We start from the raw sequence: 17,451 nt of genomic DNA on the forward strand, positions 1-17,451 counted from the left end.
AAAAAACACGTTTTGGCTAATACGCAGTTAACATTTTCCAAACTACGCACAGCATTTTTAACAGGAGGCATTGTATGGGCCGCCCTGTTAACTTACCTGGTGCATGGTTTCGGTTTTACCTGGTATATCGCCTTAACAGATGGCCTTATCAGCTCCATATTGCTTGGTGCAGCGTGCTGGCTCATCAATAACAACCTTAGATATTTTCAGCCCGGCAAAGGCAGCTATATCAATATTCTGATATGGTGCGTAGCCCTGGCAGGTGCCTGTTCATTGGGATGCCGTTGGATACTTCCTTACGTTAGCAGCAATCCGGTTTATGGCAATTTCGTTGTTCAGTCGTTAACCATTCGTTTCTTTACCAATTTCCTGGCTGTGGGATGGATGGCCATGATCAGTATGATCTGGTATTCTCAACTGGATCAGAAAGAAAATGAAAAAAGGAAATCCGAAGCCGAAAAGCTTGCCCGTGATGCAGAGTTATATAACCTGCGCCAGCAACTACAACCGCATTTCCTGTTCAACAGCCTTAACTCTATTAATGCTCTGATCGGTTTTAAGCCTGATGAAGCGCGGAAGATGATTCACCAGCTTTCTGATTTTTTGCGTGGTACCTTAAAGAAAGACGATCAGCAGCAGGTAACGCTGACTGAGGAACTTGCGCACCTGCAACTATACCTTGATATTGAAAAGGTGCGTTTCGGTCATCGCTTAATGACCGAGATCAGCTGTGATACCAAATGCCAGGAGTGTACCCTACCGCCAATGATACTGCAGCCGATTGTTGAAAATGCCATTAAATTTGGCTTATATGATACTACTGAAAGTGTAACGGTAAGCATCAGGGCCGAATGGGATGATAATTACCTTATAATCATAATCCAAAACCCTTACGATCCCACTACTGCCCGGCCGAGAAGAGGCACCGGTTTTGGGCTGAGCGGTGTGCAAAGAAGGCTCGATTTGCTTTTTGCCCGTACCGACCTTGTTGAAACTCACGCAAATGATAATATATTTACAACAATTATTAAAATTCCGCAAGCATGAAACGAGTACTGATTATTGATGATGAACCTTTGGCACGAATGGTTGTACTTGAATATCTGCAGAATTTTAAAGACGAAATAGAAGTATTACAGGAATGTAATGATGGCTTTGAAGGCCTGAAAGCGATACAACAGTATCAACCCGATCTGATCTTTTTGGATGTACAGATGCCAAAGATCAATGGCTTTGAAATGCTGGAGTTAGTTGAGAACCCACCATCAGTAATATTTACCACCGCTTTTGATGAATATGCCATCAAGGCTTTTGAAACCCACGCGGTTGATTACCTGTTAAAACCTTTCAGTAAGGAACGTTTTAACAAGGCGATTGAGAAATTTTTAGCACAGGCGCCTGCGCCTCAACCTGCAAGGCAAACCGAAAACCTGCTGGATACCGCCGCACAATCACCTGCACAGCATGAACGTATTGTGGTGAAAACAGGAACTAAGGTGAAGATCATCCCGGTTGCAGATGTTGAATATTTAGAGGCCGACGATGATTACGTAAGCGTACATACCAAAGAAGGATCATACCTGAAAAATAAGACCATGAGCTTTTTTGAGCAGACCCTCGATAGTAGTCAGTTTGTTCGTGTACACCGCTCCTACATCATCAAAATACAGGATATTACCCGTATAGACCCCTATGAAAAGGATGCCCACATCGCCATACTTAAATCAGGTGCAAAGATACCCGTAAGCAAAACCGGATATGCCAAGTTAAAGCAGGTGCTGGGAATTTAATGAGGTCGGACGTCTGATTTCCGGTGTCAGAAACTCTTTTGAAAAAAGGGTGTCATGCTGAGTACCACACTCTCCGCCGTCATTGCTATGACGTGATGTTATAAGACCTCCGTTTGGTTATCCATTTTTTTTAAAGCTCAGTATTTTTTCATAAATTGAACAGCTATTATTTAGGCCCCCTAATGAAATTTTATTCAATATTGCTATTATTGATGTTATTGGACGGTTATGCTTATTCGCAAAAATTAGTTATTGAAAAATTAAGCAAGGATAAAATTGATTCCCTTAGAAATGAGAATGTAGACACCATATTATGGTATCATAGCTATTGCGGGGAATGTTTAATTATAGGCCGGCCTGATACACCGATCATTTACTCAAATTGCACCACACAATTAGGCTACAAACTAATCAACAACCTTATTTTCTACAAGCAAAAAGGCAAGTATTTCATCATAAATTTTGATTGTAATAATGTAACCATCAAAAGGCAGTTAAATGTTTGCAAATCGCTGCCCTATTTTATCTCGATCGTACCGGTTTTGGATGCACGTGACAAATCCATTAAAGATATGTATAAAAAAGGCGGATCTTATAGCCCATGGCAGATGGATGGAGGTCTGGAGAACATGGATGTCTTTTTTAATAAGAAAAGCCAGCACATATCCATGTCGGCCAAAGAAGAGACGGATAAGCTTTACAAAAAATACGCCTGGATAGACAAACAAATCATGCTCCTGAATTTAATATCATCCGATATCACTGTAAAGAAGAAGCCTAAAACAACTTCATAATTACAGCCCCTTTACTGTCCGTCCGTTTTCCAGGCCCATACCTTTTGGACAACCGGACAGTTCCCCATTCCCCCTATTTCCCATTGGCATCAAGTTTGCCTGTATCTATCTGTATCAACCTGTAACCCAATGCCTAAAATCCTCCACAGTTTACTGATAGGCCTATTTTTGCTTGTCAACACCCAATCCAATATACCCGATAGTAAACGTGCTGCCGACATACGGGGAAAAGTTTGGCCACGATTGCAAAAAAGTCTACATGCTATGGGATTGGATGATAATCAACATATTTACCTCAGGATAATAAAGGAAACCAATACTCTACAGGTTTGGGTATACTCGGGAAAGGAATACAAGCTGTTTAAAAGCTATGACATTTGCAATTTCTCAGGTGGGCTGGGTACAAAAAAACAGGATGGCGACAACAAAAGTCCCGAGGGGTATTATACTATCAAGCCGTCACAGCTCAACCCGATGAGTACGTTTCATCTATCCATCAATATAGGATATCCCAATGCGCTCGAAAAAAAATTAAAATACACCGGGGATGCCATTATGATACACGGCGATTGCGTTTCTATAGGTTGCTTTGCCATGACTGATCCTGTTATCGACGAAATTTATACCCTGGTTTATGAGGCTTTCCTTCACGGACAAAAATCCATCGAACTAAACATATTACCCTTTAAGATGGATGATGCACACATGAAAACCTATGCCTCGTCGTCCAACATCGCTTTTTGGCGGAACCTTAAAACGGGGTATGATATATTCCAGAAAACCCATCTGCCGCCAATCGTATCAGTAAGCAATAAGAGTTATGTTTTTACCGAAGCAACTAATCTGTTAGCCGATCAATAACACCTTCCACGCCTCCTCTACCCTGCCTTCATCCAGTAGTTGTTTGGCTTTGAGATGCAGTTGCAGTTCGCGGGTTTGGTTGTCGCCGATGGTGGCATCAAGGAGGTCTTTTATTTCATCAGACTGGCAATATTCTTCGATCTCATTATCACCCGGTAATACTTCCACATTGCCTAACTGGCCGAGATTATTGCCCGTAAGCACGTTTGAATTGCGGATGGCATAAGGGATGCTATCCACACCGATGCCAATGGTACGTACAGGTTTGGCTACCTTAAACAGGTTATCTTTTGATACACGGCAATACCAGTCACCACCGAGGCGTGCTACCAATTCCAGTTTCTCCTGGTCTATTGTGCCCCCGGCATCCAAAATGGCTTCGTTAATGTGGATCAGCTTGATCTCTGCCAATATTAAATTACCGGCACCGGGACCATCACCTAACGCTTTTACTTCGTTCACCACGCATTCCAGCTGCACGGGCGACTCAGCGACACGGGGTGGTTTTACCATGTTGGATGCAATAGGTGTAAAGCCCGATTTGATGAACTCGTTTACGCCTTTGGGATACTCCACACTGGCCAGCGAAGTTTGCTGCACCATATCATAAGTAACAATATTGATCACACATTCAGGCACCTCCAGTATGTTCTCCAGCGTATGTTTAGTAGTATTACCCCTCACCCTGCGCGATGGCGAAAACACACAAATTGGCGGATTGGTACTGAACAAATTAAAAAAGCTAAACGGACTCAGGTTCACATTCCCATCCTTATCCACTGTAGATGCAAAACAGATGGGCCGTGGTGCAATGGCATATTGCAAGTAGTTGTGTAATTCGGGAGTGGAGAGGTTTTTAACGTTTATAGATAACATATTACATAATATAATATGTCATTGCGAGCGATAGCGTGGCAATCGCAGACCATGCATATTCGCCCTGTAAGGTTCGCGATTGCTTCGTTCCTCGCAATGACATGGTGGTTATTTTTTCAATTTTAATATAGAAAAATCGCTATCTGCCTTTTTTATTACATTGCTTAATATGCCTAATCCTGTTACGTCCATCTCTACCAGATCGCCGGGTTGCAGCCATTGGGGTTGATAGTTAGGATCGTTTAATAAGCCTGTGCCGTTCAGTTCCAGGAAGCAGCCTGTGCCTACTGTGCCAGAGCCTATTACATCGCCTGGCAGTACATCACAGCCGTAGGCGCAACGCTCAATGATCTCAGCGAAGGTCCAGTCCATATCCCCCATGTTACCGTTGGATACTTCTTTGCCGTTTACATGGCACCTCATAGTCAGGTTATAATTATTGCCTGTATGGCCGGCTTTAGGGGCTATTTTGTAAGGTTCCAGTTCATCAGGCGTAACGAGCCACGGACCGATCACGGTAGAAAAATCCTTCCCTTTTGCCGGGCCAAGATTCAGCAGCATTTCCTCCATTTGCAGGGTACGCGCGCTCATATCGTTCATGATCATGTAGCCAGCAACGTAGCTATCCGCATCAGCAGCTTTAATGTTGCGGCCTTTTTTGTTGAGCACAACGGCTACTTCAAGTTCAAAATCCAACTTATTGAAATGGTCGGGCATGCACTCAATATCACCCGCGCCTTGTATGGCATTGTGATTGGTGAAATAGAAAATGGGGTACTGGTCAAACTCGGGTATCATGGGTGCCTTGCGGTTACGCCTTGCAACCGCCACATGCTGACGGAAAGCATATCCATCCCTGCACGATGTGGGGTGCGGAACCGGGGCAATTAACTCAAAAAATAATTCTTCCTTAGCCTCCAGCTTACCCGAAGCGATATCGTCATTTACCTTTTTAGCGCGATCCATCAGTTCATCGCCTCCCCATAAAAACTCGTTCATATTATTGGGGATCAGCTTATGGCACGAGTTGAGGTTATAAATATGCCCGTTCACAAAAATGCCCAGGTGTTCATCGTCCTCAGTTTTATAGGATACTAATTTCATATTTAGCAGATTGGTGGAGCAAAGCTAATTATTTTTGGGTTGAATAAGTTGATTGAGTTGGATTAGGTTGATTGGGTTTGATTTAGTTGGTTATTCTAATTCATTGTTCTTTTTCTTTTTTATGAATTGGATATAACCGTTTAGTAATTTAAGGCATCGGGCATATTCTATTTGAAATTTATTAAAGATATCTTCTGAAATTAAGTTTTCGTCTTGGGCTATAATGATATGATCAAGCGTTTCAGAAAGTGACCCTCTTGCAATGATACAAAAGCGGGTATTGTCCTGGTAATGAAATCTGCCATGTCCTTCTGCAATATTATTACCTATGGATCTTGAGCATCTAATTATTTGGTCGGTAAGTCTAAATTTTTCTTCGGATGGGAATTGTTTAACTATTTCAGATATGAAAATTCTTATTTTTCGCGCTTGTTTCCAAGTCTCCAATTCAGTAAATGAAGCCATAATTATTAAGGTTTGGTCCCCAAACATAATCAACTTACTCAACCTAATCAACTTAATCCAACTCAATCAACCTACTCAACCAATACTATGCTTGCATATTAAACATAATACACTTAACTTCGTATAAGAAAACCATGCTGAGCATACAAACACATTTTCTATTCTCCCTCGGGCTTACTTCTATGAGTGATGCCTCTTCTTTCAGGGATGCTGTGCTTGCCAAGATCATTTTGGCGCAATACTAACTTCGTGTTGAAAAGTTGTAAGGTTGTAACGTTGAAAAGTTATCCCCTTACAGCGAGCTTTTAAAACTATTATAGCTACATATTCGTTTTATAGCAGAATGGCGTAAGTGATTGATTATAAAAACATTTCAACCTTATAACATTCCAACTTTCAAACAATTAAAACCATGCCTGTCTACCATACATTAGGGAAGATCCCGCCTAAGCGGCATACGCAATTTCGTAAGCCGGATGGCACTTTATACGCCGAAGAACTGGTATCTACGGAGGGTTTTTCGAGCCTTTACTCGCTGGTGTATCATGCCTATCCGCCTACTATTGTAAAAACTTTGGGCGAACCTTATTCGGTTGAGCCGAAGATAGCACGCGAAAAGCACCTGAAACATACCAGCCTCATCGGTTTTAAAATTGAGCCGGAGGATGATTATTTAAAGAGTCGCAAACCTGTACTGGTGAACAGCGATCTGCATATCTCACTGGCTGCACCACGCAAATCGATGATAGATTATTTCTATAAGAATAGCCAGGCTGATGAAGTGATATTTATCCACGTAGGCTCGGGTACTTTAAAAACTGGTTTCGGCAATATCAAATTTGAGTATGGTGATTACCTGATCGTCCCACGCGGTACCATTTATCAAATGGAATTTGATACGGAGGATAACCGCCTGTTCATAGTAGAAAGTTTTAGCCCGATACGATCGCCTAAAAGGTATCTGAACCAATATGGGCAACTGATGGAGCATGCCCCTTATTGTGAGCGCGACCTGAAATTACCTACTAATCTGCAAACCCATGATGAGAAAGGTGATTTTAAAATACTGATCAAAAAGCAAGGGCTCATCTATCCTTATATCTATGGTACACATCCTTTCGATTTTATCGGTTGGGACGGCTATCATTATCCATATGGATTTTCGATACACAACTTTGAGCCGATAACAGGGAGACTGCATCAACCACCACCAGTGCATCAAACATTTGAGGGAAACAACTTCGTGATCTGCTCATTTGTACCGCGCAAGTTTGATTATCATCCCCTATCCATACCGGCACCCTACAATCACAGCAATGTGGATAGCGATGAGGTATTGTATTATGTAGATGGTGATTTTATGAGCCGGAAGAGCGTGGTAAAGGGGCAGATCACCCTGCATCCTGGTGGTATTCCACATGGGCCGCATCCAGGCAGTGTAGAGAAATCCATCGGCAAAGAATCAACTGATGAACTGGCGGTGATGATAGACCCTTTCAGACCATTGATGTTAACCGAGGATGCGATAAAGATTGAAGATGAGAATTATTATAAAAGTTGGGCTGAGTGAGTAAGCCTCACCTAAATCCTCTCCAAAGGAGAGGACTTTAAAAGAACCGTTTATAAAATCACTTTCCCACCCTCTCCTTTGGAGAGGGCAGGGTGAGGCAAAACAAAAAGAAAATGGAAACATTAACCATAAATAAACAACAAAAAACAACGGATTTTTTACCGTTAAACGGTACCGATTACGTTGAGTTTTATGTAGGCAATGCCAAGCAGGCGGCACACTTTTATAAAACGGCCTTCGGGTTCCAGAGCCTGGCTTATGCAGGGCCTGAGACAGGGGTGCGGGATAGAGCGTCGTATGTATTAAAGCAGGATAAAATTCGCCTGGTATTGACCACTCCCCTGCACTCTGATCATCCTATAGCCGATCACCTTAAAAAGCATGGGGACGGTGTCAAAGTATTAGCTCTTTGGGTTGATGATGCTTACAGCGCCTTTGAGCAAACCACTATACGTGGCGCTACGCCTTACCAGGAACCACAAATCTTAAAGGATGAGCATGGTGAAGTTCGCACGAGCGGTATTAAGCTGTATGGCGAAACGGTACACCTATTTATAGAACGGAAAAACTATAACGGCATATTCCTACCTGGCTACCAGGAATGGAAGACAGACTATAACCCGGAACCTGCCGGATTGAAGCATGTAGACCATTGTGTAGGCAATGTAGGCTGGCATAAAATGAACAATTGGGTGAGCTTTTACGAAGAGGTAATGGGCTTTAAAAACATCCTGACATTCGATGATAAAATGATCTCAACCGAGTATTCAGCCCTGATGAGCAAGGTAATGAGTAACGGGAACGGTTATGTTAAATTCCCGATCAATGAGCCTGCCAAGGGTAAAAAGAAGTCGCAAATTGAAGAATACCTTGAGTTTTACGAGGGTGAAGGCGTTCAGCACCTCGCATTGGCTACAGATCATATTGTTGATACCGTTACCGAATTAAAAAAGCGCGGCGTTGAGTTTTTGCATATTCCTACAACTTATTATGATGATTTGCTAAGTCGTGTAGGCCATATCGATGAGGACCTTGGACCACTAAAGGAGTTAGGGATTTTGGTTGACCGGGATGATGAAGGCTACCTTTTGCAGATCTTCACCAAACCACTGGAAGACAGGCCAACGGTATTCTTCGAGATCATCCAGCGTAAAGGTGCACGCTCATTTGGGGCAGGAAACTTTAAAGCTTTGTTTGAAGCTATTGAGCATGAACAGGAATTAAGGGGAAATCTCTAGAATTTCGGATATCGGATTTTCAATTTCGAATTTAGATTGATATTGAGCCGGGCTTGTTCTCGGCTTTTTTGTGGAACTTAGAATTATAAATTTGTTATTTTTAGCAATATAGATTATCCCAAAAAATGAATGATAATTACAATGGAAATCTTTTTGATTCTCTGAATGAAGAACAGAGAAAAGAATTGTTGATAGCTTATGAAGAAAGCTTTACTGAAGATAGTTTTAAGTCATGAAGAAGCTAAACTTATGCACGAAAAATGGCTAAAAACAGATCAATAAAATGAAATGGATGTTCACCCAACCATTGGATAAATGGTGCACTAAAAGAACTTGAGAATCGGTTTAAGGATTAGTATATTTAATCCTCCAATCACTAAGCAATGATAAAGAACCTGATCATAGTACTGCTGCTTATAACCAGTGCCAATTGCTTCGCGCAATCTAAAAATTCACAATATGACCCCCAACTGGCTCAGAAATTAGGGGCCGATGAATATGGGATGGAAACCTATGTAATGGCATTTTTAAAAGCCGGACCAAACAGGCCGAAAGACTCAGTTGCAAGGGCGGAACGCAAAAAGCACATCTAAAAAATATCACAAAGCTCGCTGCTGAGGGTAAATTAATTGTTGCAGGTCCGTTTTTAGATGATCAACCTATAAAGGGGATATTTATTTTCAACGTGACCAGTATTGAGGAAGCTAAAAAGTTGACAGAAACTGATCCTGCAATAAAGGCAGGTTCGCTGGTAATGGAACTGCATCTGTGGTATGGATCAGCCGCATTAATTGAGACAGTAGATATACATAAAAAATTAGAAAAGAAAAGTGTTGTTGATTAAATAGAAATGACGTTTTAGAATAGAATTTATAAAAAATAATAGCCGATCATCACAATTACAGCTTTGAACGCCAATAAAATATGGGAAATTTATTGCCCACATTTAAGTCCCAACCATAAATAAAATCGTGAAACCCCTGTATAAAACCGAACTTATAGGGGGCTTTTTACGTAAAATAACGGATTGTAAATGAAGCAAATAAAGAAAGCATCTAATGATGTGGATTTGCTTGAGATTATTGGCCTCTAATTTGTAATATCCGACCACTATTGCTTGCGATAACGGATAACCCTGATTAAGCCGAACTAATGATTAATATTTAACTAACCATCATAAAATTGTTGTGACCAGTTGAAGGTATGAGTTTTACCAAAGAAGACAAAGTTTCTTATGATGGCGATTTCCATGTTACCGAGCTAATAAATAGCATAAATGCGGGGATATGGGAGTATAATATCATCACTAAAGACGTAAAGTGGTCTTCCGGGTTTTATACCATTTTGGGGTATGATGCCGGGGATATCCCTTCGTCTTATGACTTTTTCTTTGAAAATATTCTCTATTATGAGGATAAGCCTGTATTCTTAAAATCCCTCAACAAACATCTGCATGACCCGGCAGAGACTGTATTGGTACGCCTTTTAACTAAAAGGACCGGCTACCGCTGGTTTGAAAGTACCGTAAAAAAATGGGGCGATAAAAATGAACCGAAGATCACCGGTTCAATTGTCGATATACATGATTTTAAACTTTTAAGGTTACAGGCCAACCGTAACGATTTTCTATTTAAGGAAACGATCAAGATAGCCAAGATAGGTGGTTGGGAGATCGATGTAAGAAGCATGACGCTCTCACTTACCCGTGAGGTTTATGATATTTTTGAGCTGCAGGATACGGTAAAGCTGACCATTGAAGAAACAGTAAGTTTCTTTGAACTGCATTATCGTGACATCATGAGCAGGGCTATCGATAATATCATCAAATATTCGCAGCCTTTTGATCTTGAACTTTTATTCCGTACAGCAAAAAATAACCAGATATGGTTACGTGCAAAAGGTGTTGCTGTAATTGATGAGTATGGCCAATGCATAACTGCCAGATGTATATTCCAAAACATCGATTACATAAAAAAGAAGGAGCTCGACGTTCAAAACGCAGTTACTTTGTTAAGTGACCAGAATAAACGCCTGCAAAATTTTGCCTATATCGTTTCGCACAATCTGCGTTCGCATACCGGCAACCTGCAATTCATGGTTAACTTGCACGAGCAGACAGCAGAAGAAGGCGACAAAAAGGAAATATTTTCCCACATTAAGTCAATAAGCGAGAGTCTTAAAACCACCATCGATCACTTGAGCGAGATCGTTAAGATACAAACCGAGATCGGCAAGGAAAAAAAGTTGCTTGACCTGGAATCGATATTTAAAAATGTATTATCTGCCCTTGAGAGCAATATTAATACTACACAGGCAGATATAGAATACGATTTCAGTAAGTGCCCTGAAGTGAATTATATTCCAGCTTACCTTGAAAGTATTTTCCAAAACCTGTTGACCAACTCGATCAAGTATCGTCACCCGGATCGTAAACCAGTGATCCGATGCAGTTCGGCCGGGGAAGGCTCAAGCGTTTATCTGTATTTTGAGGATAATGGACTGGGTATAGATCTGGACCGTTATGGCGATAGCATATTTGGTATGTATAAGACATTCCACCACAATCCAGAAGCCAAAGGTATAGGCCTGTTCATCACCCGCAACCAGATAGAAGCACTAGGCGGTACCATCAGCCTGGAAAGCACGGTGAATGAGGGCACTAAGTTTGCTATTAAACTGGTTTAATTTAGTAATGAGGGCTAAGTGATGAGTTGTGAGTATAGTCACAATAACTCACAACTCATTACTCAAAACTAATAACTCGTTACTCAATATAACTTTCCAGTATTTTAAACCCGTTGGTAGTTTTTAATTCAACTGAATTAATGGTTTTTGGTAAAAGGATGCATTCTCCCATTTTAACAGGATATTGTTTACCATCAGCTTCAATTACATAATCCCCTGCTACACATACATGGATAACAAAAGAATCCAGGCCTGAATAGTCCTTTGAAGTGCTTTCTGTAAAATCCATTATGTTGGTTGTGAAATACGGACATGTTACTAAGTGAACATCCTTATTCTTTTCGGGTTGATATTTGGTTTTGTATTCAGGATAAAAATGGTAATCGATAGCTGCAAGGGCTTCCTCGGTGTGCAACTCGCGTTTATTGCCATTATCATCCACCCTATCAAAATCATAGATACGATAAGTGATATCCGAAGTTTGCTGTATTTCGGCGATTAACAAACCTTTACCGATGGTATGCACCCTGCCTGCAGGTAAAAAGAAAACATCACCGGCTGTTACATTTTCCCGGTTCAGGATATCCATTAAATGACCGTTGTTAAACTTATCCAGGTAGATCTGTTCGGTGACAGGCTGGTTAAACCCTGTTATTAATGTTGATCCTTTATCAGCCTCAATCACATACCACATTTCGGTTTTACCAAATGAGTTATGACGTTTTTTAGCCAGTTCATCATTAGGGTGTACCTGTATCGACAGATCATCATTGGCATCGATAAATTTTATCAGTAACGGGAAGATGTTTCCAAAATGATCATATACCTTTTTACCAACTAATTGGTCTTTATATTTTTCAAGAAGATCAGCCAACGACTCCCCTTCCAATTCACCATTCGCCACTACTGAAACATCTGATTTCACACCTGATATTTCCCAGGTTTCGCCGCAATTAGGCAGGCTGCCAAAGTCTTTGTGCAGATAAGTTTTGATCTTCTGACCACCCCAAATTTTGTCTTTATATATGGTTTTGAATTTTAAAGGATATAATGCTGACATAGTACAATTAAATTATTACACAAAAGGAATTTCAAGTTGTTTACAGATCTTTTTGCAAAGCAAATTATCGAGTTCCTGATGCCGTCCAACGGCTGTTTGTTTTTGATTGGCAGGGTTAATATAAATGGCATGATTAGCGCCTTCACGTAAAAGACTACATCCATTCTTCTCCAGGTGCTTTATTAAAGCAGAACGCTTCATTATATTAAATCGAGTTCTTCTTTAATAATTGTTTTACCTAAATATTCTTTTTCCGTGATTTCTTTGTTAGCATCTAGTAGCAATTTTATAGCATCCAAAAGATTCTTTTTCAATTCCTCAATGGTTTTACCTTGTGAGATGGCGGCAGGTAATTCCTCCACTTGCCCTACAAACCATCCATTTTCGCCTTTCTCGATAACTGCTGTAAATTTCATAGTCCAAAAATAACTAAATAGTTCAACAAAAAACCCATTTGTAATTACAAATGGGTTCAACTATCTAAAGACAAATTTTTACTTACCCAGCTTCTTCTTCAAATTCTCATCGATAGCTGATAAGAACTCTTCGGTATATAAATAATCTTTACCGTGTTCTACTTTAGGTTTAATGGTGATAGCCAAATCCTTGGTCATTTTGCCGCTTTCAACTGTTTCGATACAAACTTCTTCCAGCGTTTTGCAGAATTTGATCAGCTCATGGTTATTATCCAGTAAGCCGCGGAATTCTAAGCCTCTTGTCCATGCAAAAATAGAAGCAATTGGGTTGGTTGAGGTTGGTTTACCAGCCTGGTGATCGCGGTAATGACGGGTTACTGTACCGTGTGCAGCCTCAGCTTCCATTGTTTTGCCATCAGGAGTAACCAATGTTGAGGTCATTAACCCCAATGAGCCGAAACCTTGTGCAACTGTGTCCGATTGTACGTCACCATCATAGTTTTTACAAGCCCAAACAAAATTACCATGCCATTTTAAAGCAGAAGCAACCATGTCATCAATTAAACGGTGCTCATAAGTTAATTGGTTGGCTTCAAACTCCAGCTTAAATTCGTTTTCATATATCTCCTGGAAAATATCTTTAAAACGACCGTCGTATTTTTTAAGAATGGTGTTTTTAGTTGATAGGTATAAAGGCCATTTCTTTAACAAAGCCTGGTTAAAACACGCACGTGCAAATCCTTTTATTGATTCGTCAGTGTTGTACATAGCTAATGCTACGCCATCACCTTTAAAGTTGAATACTTCAAATGATTGTTCTTTTCCACCGTCTTCAGGTGTAAAAGTAATGGTCAGCTTGCCTTTGCCTTTGGTCAAAAAATCAGTAGCACGATATTGATCGCCAAAAGCATGACGGCCGATACATATTGGCGCAGTCCAGTTAGGCACTAAACGCGGAACGTTTGACATTACGATAGGTTCACGGAAAACAGTACCATCCAGGATATTACGAATCGTTCCGTTAGGTGATTTCCACATTTGTTTTAAACCAAATTCTTCTACACGCGCTTCATCAGGCGTAATAGTGGCGCATTTGATACCAACACCATATTTTTTTATGGCATTAGCAGCATCAATGGTTACCTGGTCATCTGTTTCATCCCGATATTCCAAACCAAGATCATAGTATTTTATGTCAAGCTCAAGATAAGGGGTGATCAGCTTATCTTTAATAAACTTCCATATAATGCGGGTCATCTCATCGCCGTCCAGTTCAACTACCGGATTTGCTACTTTAATTTTTGACATATAGTAGTATTGTTTTTAATTTAAATGGCTCCAAATATATAAAAATGACTTACCTATTTCATTAAATAGTTTATTGAAAATAGCAATAGCAGTGTAAACAAATATTTAATTTCAGTGTTCAGTTATTAAAGTTATTTTTATAAAATTGTTACACACTAAAAATCATCTTCTTATCCATTGAAAGCGCCTCTTAAATCATGGTAAAACTTATCGCCAAAGCCACGCTTTTAACCCTGATTATATGCTTCTCAGTCATTATATCAAAAGCACAGGTGGGTGCCGAGTTTGCACAATTTGATGTTGGTGCATCAGCGGGTGTTAATCAGTTTTATGGTGATGTAGTTACAAAAAAATCTACGCAGGCGTTTAGCTTTAATATAGACTTTAATCAAACCCCATTTGTCAATTATATCCTCGAAGGCCAATTCGGTAAGCTGGCCGGAGGAGGAGTCAATGATCAGTTAGGAAGGCAGTTTTCTGCCGATTATCAATATTATGCATTTAGGGTACAGTTTCAACTAGGGGAAGTAATTGATTACTCGCAAAGTGATTTTGCCAACTCAATGAAAAATTTGTATGCTGGTGCAGGGGTAGGCATCATTTATGGTAAGATTACCAGCATTAACAGGTATTCTACGCAAATTCCGGGTTATTACACCCCTGGTGAGGACAAAAGCAATCAAACGTTTTTACCTTTGAGAGTGGGGTATGAGTTTAAAATATTTAACCAGTATTTGCAGCCTAATATCAAAATTGACATCGGATACCAGTACAATTATATATTTGGAGATGAAATTGATGGATTCAGATCCGGCCATCTTAATGATTCTTTTTCCCAATTTACTGTAGGTGTCAAGTTTTCAGTCGGTGTTATAGCTTCCTATCGTAAAGAGATCAACTATTTCCACTAAATTAAATATCATTTTTTAAAATCCTTTACTGTAATTTTATTGTTTACTTATTTATAAAACAATGATTATGGCCAGGAAGACATTTTACCCCCAGTTTGATGATGAAAATCAGGACAGGGACAAGTCACTAAAGAATAGTTTAGGAGAAGAATCTGATGCCACTGATCTGCATTATAATGCAGATGATGATAGCTTTGAGTATGATGTGGAAAGCAACGATCCTGATTATGATCATCCTGACCCTTATAATACTTCAGTAAAAAATGGCGCTGATATGGATTCAACTTATGATGAAGCCAATCCATTTGATGCTGTGGATGAATATATTCCAAATGAATCACTTGAAACGGATGTGAGTCAGTTAGGTATGCATGTTGATCATGGGCAAATTGTAGAAGTTGACCCGATAGACGACATACTATCAAGAACTCCTGAAGACAGTCGTACTGATCTTGATGAGGAAGGATATCCTAAAAATGACAGGCCGCGGTGAACCGTAATATTAATCCAGATCTAAATTAAAACGTCTTCTCAGCTCAGCAAGCTGTGGATTTTTGCTTGCCATATGCTGGTATTTTTCGGTGTTGGTATATGGCCGTTTGGCAGCTTTTACTTCATCAACCCGTGTATTTACTTCAATATCAAAATTCCTGAGGCCTACACGCAAATAGTTCATCAGGCTGGGTTTTTCATCGCGGAAAAGATTTTCCTGCACCTTGTTGGCTACTACAACTTCAAACTGATAAGGCTTTAGCATAACCGGTGCATTAGCCGTAAAAATAGTAAACAGGCTCATATTACGTTCAGCTTTTATTTTGGCAGCATAATCGCTCCAGAATTTCAAAAAACTGCTAATCGTAAAATCTTCCTTTGCATCACCCTTAACATAAGGATCTTCTTCTTCAGCTAATTCTGCGGCTGTAGCATTGCCTAAATTTTTCAGGGACGGTATTTTAACCGATGTTGAAGCAGCATTCAGATTGGGAATAAATACTTTTGGCTTTTCAGCAGCTACCGGTTCGCTGGCATTTTTTATCAGTTCGTTTTCATTAACAGGCGTTTTTGCGACAGGAATGATCGGGGGCCGATTATTTAATGTCGATACTTCATTGGCTACTGGCTGGCTTGGGGCTGAGGTATCAGGTTTTTTTTTTAATTGCCCGGCCGTAGCAGACATTTCAGCAGCAGGGGCTGTCAGCATATTGAATGCCGACGGCAGATGGCACATTTTGAGCAGGGCCAGTTCTACTTGCAGCCTTTGATTTTTGCTTAGCTTATAACTTAAATCACACTGATTGGCAATATTCATGGCCGAAAGCAGGAACGAAACTGAAGATGCCTGGGATTGCTGCAAATATTTTGCTTTAATACCTTCGCTTACTTCAAGCAACTTTAAAGTTGTTGTATCCTTACTCACTAAAAGATTTCGGAAATGCTCTGACAAACCTGATATAAAATGAGAACCATCAAAACCTTTGGATAGTATTTCATCAAAAAGCAGTAATGTACCAGCGGTATCTTCCTTTAACAGGCTATCTATAATGTTAAAATAATAATCATAGTCAAGTATGTTCAGGTTATCAATTACCGTACGGTAGGTAACATTGCCATCAGAGAAACTAACGATCTGATCGAACATAGACAAAGCATCACGCAAACCACCATCCGCTTTTTGGGCGATGATGTGCAAGCCATCATTCTCATATTTAATACTTTCCTTTTGGGCGATCGATGCCAGGTGGTTAGCCATATCCTCCACCTTAATCCGGTTAAAGTCGAATATCTGGCAGCGGGATAATATGGTAGGCAGTATCTTATGCTTTTCTGTTGTTGCCAATATAAATATAGCATAATGCGGCGGCTCTTCCAATGTTTTCAAAAAGGCATTAAAAGCAGCCTGCGAAAGCATGTGCACCTCATCGATGATGTATATTTTATATCTGCCTGCCTGTGGCGGTATGCGTACCTGGTCAATCAGGCTGCGGATATCATCAACTGAGTTATTGGATGCAGCATCCAGTTCGTGAATATTAAATGAATTTCCGTTCTGGAAAGAAGTACACGAAGGGCATACACCGCAAGCCTCCCCATTAGGTTGTAAATTCTCGCAATTAATGGTTTTGGCCAGGATACGGGCACAGGTAGTTTTGCCCACACCACGCGGTCCGCAGAATAAAAATGCCTGTGCCAGCTGATTATTTTTAATCGCGTTTTTTAGCGTATTGGTTATATGTTGCTGGCCTACAACACTTTCAAAGGTAACCGGACGGTATTTTCGTGCTGAAACAATAAAATTCTCCACAGCCACTAAGGTAGCAAGAATATGCCTTAAGTTAAAGTCCCGGTAAATGGATTGTTGATAATATTCTGAAG

General features: G+C 40.3%; 19 protein-coding genes. 11 read left to right on the forward strand and 8 right to left on the reverse strand.

Going from position 1 to position 17,451, the window contains the following annotated elements; genetic code table 11:
- Positions 1–12: 12 nt before the first annotated feature.
- The 4 genes from ACPPVU_RS20645 (at position 13) to ACPPVU_RS20660 (ending at position 3,445) form a co-directional block, all read left to right on the forward strand.
- On the forward strand, positions 13–1,047 hold the full coding sequence (locus ACPPVU_RS20645; protein ID WP_426668630.1) for a sensor histidine kinase: 1,035 nt from the start codon (positions 13–15) through the stop codon (positions 1,045–1,047).
- Entirely contained in the window at positions 1,044–1,790 is a 747-nt protein-coding gene (locus ACPPVU_RS20650; protein WP_426668631.1) for a LytR/AlgR family response regulator transcription factor, read from the forward strand. The genes ACPPVU_RS20645 and ACPPVU_RS20650 overlap by 4 nt, the downstream gene beginning before the upstream one ends.
- 182 nt (positions 1,791–1,972) lie before the next feature.
- Positions 1,973–2,584: a hypothetical protein gene (locus tag ACPPVU_RS20655; protein ID WP_426668632.1), complete on the forward strand. Its 612-nt coding sequence runs from the start codon at positions 1,973–1,975 to the stop codon at positions 2,582–2,584.
- A gap of 129 nt (positions 2,585–2,713) precedes the next feature.
- The gene (locus ACPPVU_RS20660; protein ID WP_426668633.1) at positions 2,714–3,445 is read left to right on the forward strand and encodes a L,D-transpeptidase family protein; all 732 of its coding nucleotides are present in this window, start codon (positions 2,714–2,716) and stop codon (positions 3,443–3,445) included.
- Here ACPPVU_RS20660 and ACPPVU_RS20665 read toward each other — a convergent pair.
- The 3 genes from ACPPVU_RS20665 to ACPPVU_RS20675 all read right to left on the reverse strand — a co-directional run bounded on the left by ACPPVU_RS20665 (position 3,431) and on the right by ACPPVU_RS20675 (position 5,890).
- Positions 3,431–4,321, reverse strand: coding sequence for a flavin reductase family protein (locus ACPPVU_RS20665; RefSeq protein ID WP_426668634.1), 891 nt, complete (start codon positions 4,319–4,321; stop codon positions 3,431–3,433). The two genes, ACPPVU_RS20660 and ACPPVU_RS20665, sit on opposite strands and share 15 nt — an antisense overlap.
- Before the next feature lie 108 nt (positions 4,322–4,429).
- Positions 4,430–5,425: a fumarylacetoacetate hydrolase family protein gene (locus ACPPVU_RS20670; protein WP_426668635.1), complete on the reverse strand. Its 996-nt coding sequence runs from the start codon at positions 5,423–5,425 to the stop codon at positions 4,430–4,432.
- Positions 5,426–5,515: 90 nt separating this feature from the next.
- The gene (locus ACPPVU_RS20675) at positions 5,516–5,890 is read right to left on the reverse strand and encodes a four helix bundle protein (protein ID WP_426668636.1); all 375 of its coding nucleotides are present in this window, start codon (positions 5,888–5,890) and stop codon (positions 5,516–5,518) included.
- 412 nt (positions 5,891–6,302) lie between these two features.
- Here ACPPVU_RS20675 and ACPPVU_RS20680 point away from each other — a divergent pair, with 412 nt between their 5' ends.
- From ACPPVU_RS20680 to ACPPVU_RS20700, 5 genes are all read left to right on the forward strand, one after another.
- Positions 6,303–7,460, forward strand: a complete 1,158-nt coding sequence (locus ACPPVU_RS20680; RefSeq protein WP_426668637.1) for a homogentisate 1,2-dioxygenase — start codon at positions 6,303–6,305, stop codon at positions 7,458–7,460.
- Positions 7,461–7,573: 113 nt separating this feature from the next.
- On the forward strand, positions 7,574–8,698 hold the full coding sequence (gene hppD, locus ACPPVU_RS20685) for a 4-hydroxyphenylpyruvate dioxygenase (RefSeq protein WP_426668638.1): 1,125 nt from the start codon (positions 7,574–7,576) through the stop codon (positions 8,696–8,698).
- A 383-nt stretch (positions 8,699–9,081) separates the two neighbouring features.
- The gene (locus tag ACPPVU_RS20690; RefSeq protein ID WP_426668639.1) at positions 9,082–9,291 is read left to right on the forward strand and encodes a hypothetical protein; all 210 of its coding nucleotides are present in this window, start codon (positions 9,082–9,084) and stop codon (positions 9,289–9,291) included.
- 35 nt (positions 9,292–9,326) lie between these two features.
- Positions 9,327–9,542, forward strand: a complete 216-nt coding sequence (locus ACPPVU_RS20695; protein ID WP_426672212.1) for a hypothetical protein — start codon at positions 9,327–9,329, stop codon at positions 9,540–9,542.
- A 359-nt stretch (positions 9,543–9,901) separates the two neighbouring features.
- Positions 9,902–11,383: a PAS domain-containing sensor histidine kinase gene (locus ACPPVU_RS20700; RefSeq protein ID WP_426668640.1), complete on the forward strand. Its 1,482-nt coding sequence runs from the start codon at positions 9,902–9,904 to the stop codon at positions 11,381–11,383.
- Between the two features lie 79 nt (positions 11,384–11,462).
- Here the strand turns inward: ACPPVU_RS20700 and ACPPVU_RS20705 are convergent, their stop codons facing one another.
- The 4 genes from ACPPVU_RS20705 to ACPPVU_RS20720 all read right to left on the reverse strand — a co-directional run bounded on the left by ACPPVU_RS20705 (position 11,463) and on the right by ACPPVU_RS20720 (position 14,167).
- Complete coding sequence (locus tag ACPPVU_RS20705) at positions 11,463–12,443, reverse strand: type I phosphomannose isomerase catalytic subunit (protein WP_426668641.1); 981 nt, start codon at positions 12,441–12,443, stop codon at positions 11,463–11,465.
- Positions 12,444–12,458: 15 nt separating this feature from the next.
- Positions 12,459–12,644, reverse strand: a complete 186-nt coding sequence (locus ACPPVU_RS20710) for a type II toxin-antitoxin system HicA family toxin (RefSeq protein WP_426668642.1) — start codon at positions 12,642–12,644, stop codon at positions 12,459–12,461.
- Positions 12,644–12,859 carry a type II toxin-antitoxin system HicB family antitoxin gene (locus tag ACPPVU_RS20715; RefSeq protein WP_426668643.1) on the reverse strand — a complete coding sequence of 72 codons (216 nt, stop codon included), beginning with the start codon at positions 12,857–12,859 and terminating at the stop codon, positions 12,644–12,646. The genes ACPPVU_RS20710 and ACPPVU_RS20715 overlap by 1 nt, the downstream gene beginning before the upstream one ends.
- Before the next feature lie 78 nt (positions 12,860–12,937).
- Positions 12,938–14,167 (reverse strand): NADP-dependent isocitrate dehydrogenase, encoded by a 1,230-nt coding sequence (locus ACPPVU_RS20720; RefSeq protein WP_426668644.1) that lies wholly within the window; start codon positions 14,165–14,167, stop codon positions 12,938–12,940.
- A 197-nt stretch (positions 14,168–14,364) separates the two neighbouring features.
- Here ACPPVU_RS20720 and ACPPVU_RS20725 point away from each other — a divergent pair, with 197 nt between their 5' ends.
- Together ACPPVU_RS20725 and ACPPVU_RS20730 are read left to right on the forward strand one after the other, a co-directional pair.
- A complete protein-coding gene (locus tag ACPPVU_RS20725; RefSeq protein WP_426668645.1) occupies positions 14,365–15,078 on the forward strand; it encodes an outer membrane beta-barrel protein in 714 nt (237 codons plus the stop codon).
- A gap of 67 nt (positions 15,079–15,145) precedes the next feature.
- Positions 15,146–15,571: a hypothetical protein gene (locus ACPPVU_RS20730; RefSeq protein WP_426668646.1), complete on the forward strand. Its 426-nt coding sequence runs from the start codon at positions 15,146–15,148 to the stop codon at positions 15,569–15,571.
- A 9-nt stretch (positions 15,572–15,580) separates the two neighbouring features.
- Here the strand turns inward: ACPPVU_RS20730 and ACPPVU_RS20735 are convergent, their stop codons facing one another.
- On the reverse strand, positions 15,581–17,380 hold the full coding sequence (locus ACPPVU_RS20735) for a DNA polymerase III subunit gamma/tau (RefSeq protein ID WP_426668647.1): 1,800 nt from the start codon (positions 17,378–17,380) through the stop codon (positions 15,581–15,583).
- Positions 17,381–17,451 lie beyond the last annotated feature (71 nt).

It is taken from the genome of Mucilaginibacter sp. McL0603 (assembly GCF_049992945.1).
Classification (GTDB): Bacteria; Bacteroidota; Bacteroidia; order Sphingobacteriales; family Sphingobacteriaceae; genus Mucilaginibacter.

Excerpts from the sequence above, each read along its gene's own strand:
- ACPPVU_RS20700 (WP_426668640.1), top strand. The coding sequence starts at position 9,902 with ATGAGTTTTACCAAAGAAGACAAAGTTTCTTATGATGGCGATTTCCAT.
- ACPPVU_RS20650 (WP_426668631.1), top strand. The coding sequence starts at position 1,044 with ATGAAACGAGTACTGATTATTGATGATGAACCTTTGGCACGAATGGTT.
- ACPPVU_RS20730 (WP_426668646.1), top strand. The coding sequence starts at position 15,146 with ATGGCCAGGAAGACATTTTACCCCCAGTTTGATGATGAAAATCAGGAC.
- ACPPVU_RS20705 (WP_426668641.1), bottom strand. The coding sequence starts at position 12,443 with ATGTCAGCATTATATCCTTTAAAATTCAAAACCATATATAAAGACAAA.
- ACPPVU_RS20655 (WP_426668632.1), top strand. The coding sequence starts at position 1,973 with ATGAAATTTTATTCAATATTGCTATTATTGATGTTATTGGACGGTTAT.
- ACPPVU_RS20725 (WP_426668645.1), top strand. The coding sequence starts at position 14,365 with ATGGTAAAACTTATCGCCAAAGCCACGCTTTTAACCCTGATTATATGC.
- ACPPVU_RS20675 (WP_426668636.1), bottom strand. The coding sequence starts at position 5,890 with ATGGCTTCATTTACTGAATTGGAGACTTGGAAACAAGCGCGAAAAATA.
- ACPPVU_RS20670 (WP_426668635.1), bottom strand. The coding sequence starts at position 5,425 with ATGAAATTAGTATCCTATAAAACTGAGGACGATGAACACCTGGGCATT.
- ACPPVU_RS20665 (WP_426668634.1), bottom strand. The coding sequence starts at position 4,321 with ATGTTATCTATAAACGTTAAAAACCTCTCCACTCCCGAATTACACAAC.
- ACPPVU_RS20715 (WP_426668643.1), bottom strand. The coding sequence starts at position 12,859 with ATGAAATTTACAGCAGTTATCGAGAAAGGCGAAAATGGATGGTTTGTA.
- ACPPVU_RS20660 (WP_426668633.1), top strand. The coding sequence starts at position 2,714 with ATGCCTAAAATCCTCCACAGTTTACTGATAGGCCTATTTTTGCTTGTC.
- hppD (WP_426668638.1), top strand. The coding sequence starts at position 7,574 with ATGGAAACATTAACCATAAATAAACAACAAAAAACAACGGATTTTTTA.
- ACPPVU_RS20680 (WP_426668637.1), top strand. The coding sequence starts at position 6,303 with ATGCCTGTCTACCATACATTAGGGAAGATCCCGCCTAAGCGGCATACG.
- ACPPVU_RS20720 (WP_426668644.1), bottom strand. The coding sequence starts at position 14,167 with ATGTCAAAAATTAAAGTAGCAAATCCGGTAGTTGAACTGGACGGCGAT.
- ACPPVU_RS20690 (WP_426668639.1), top strand. The coding sequence starts at position 9,082 with ATGATAAAGAACCTGATCATAGTACTGCTGCTTATAACCAGTGCCAAT.
- ACPPVU_RS20710 (WP_426668642.1), bottom strand. The coding sequence starts at position 12,644 with ATGAAGCGTTCTGCTTTAATAAAGCACCTGGAGAAGAATGGATGTAGT.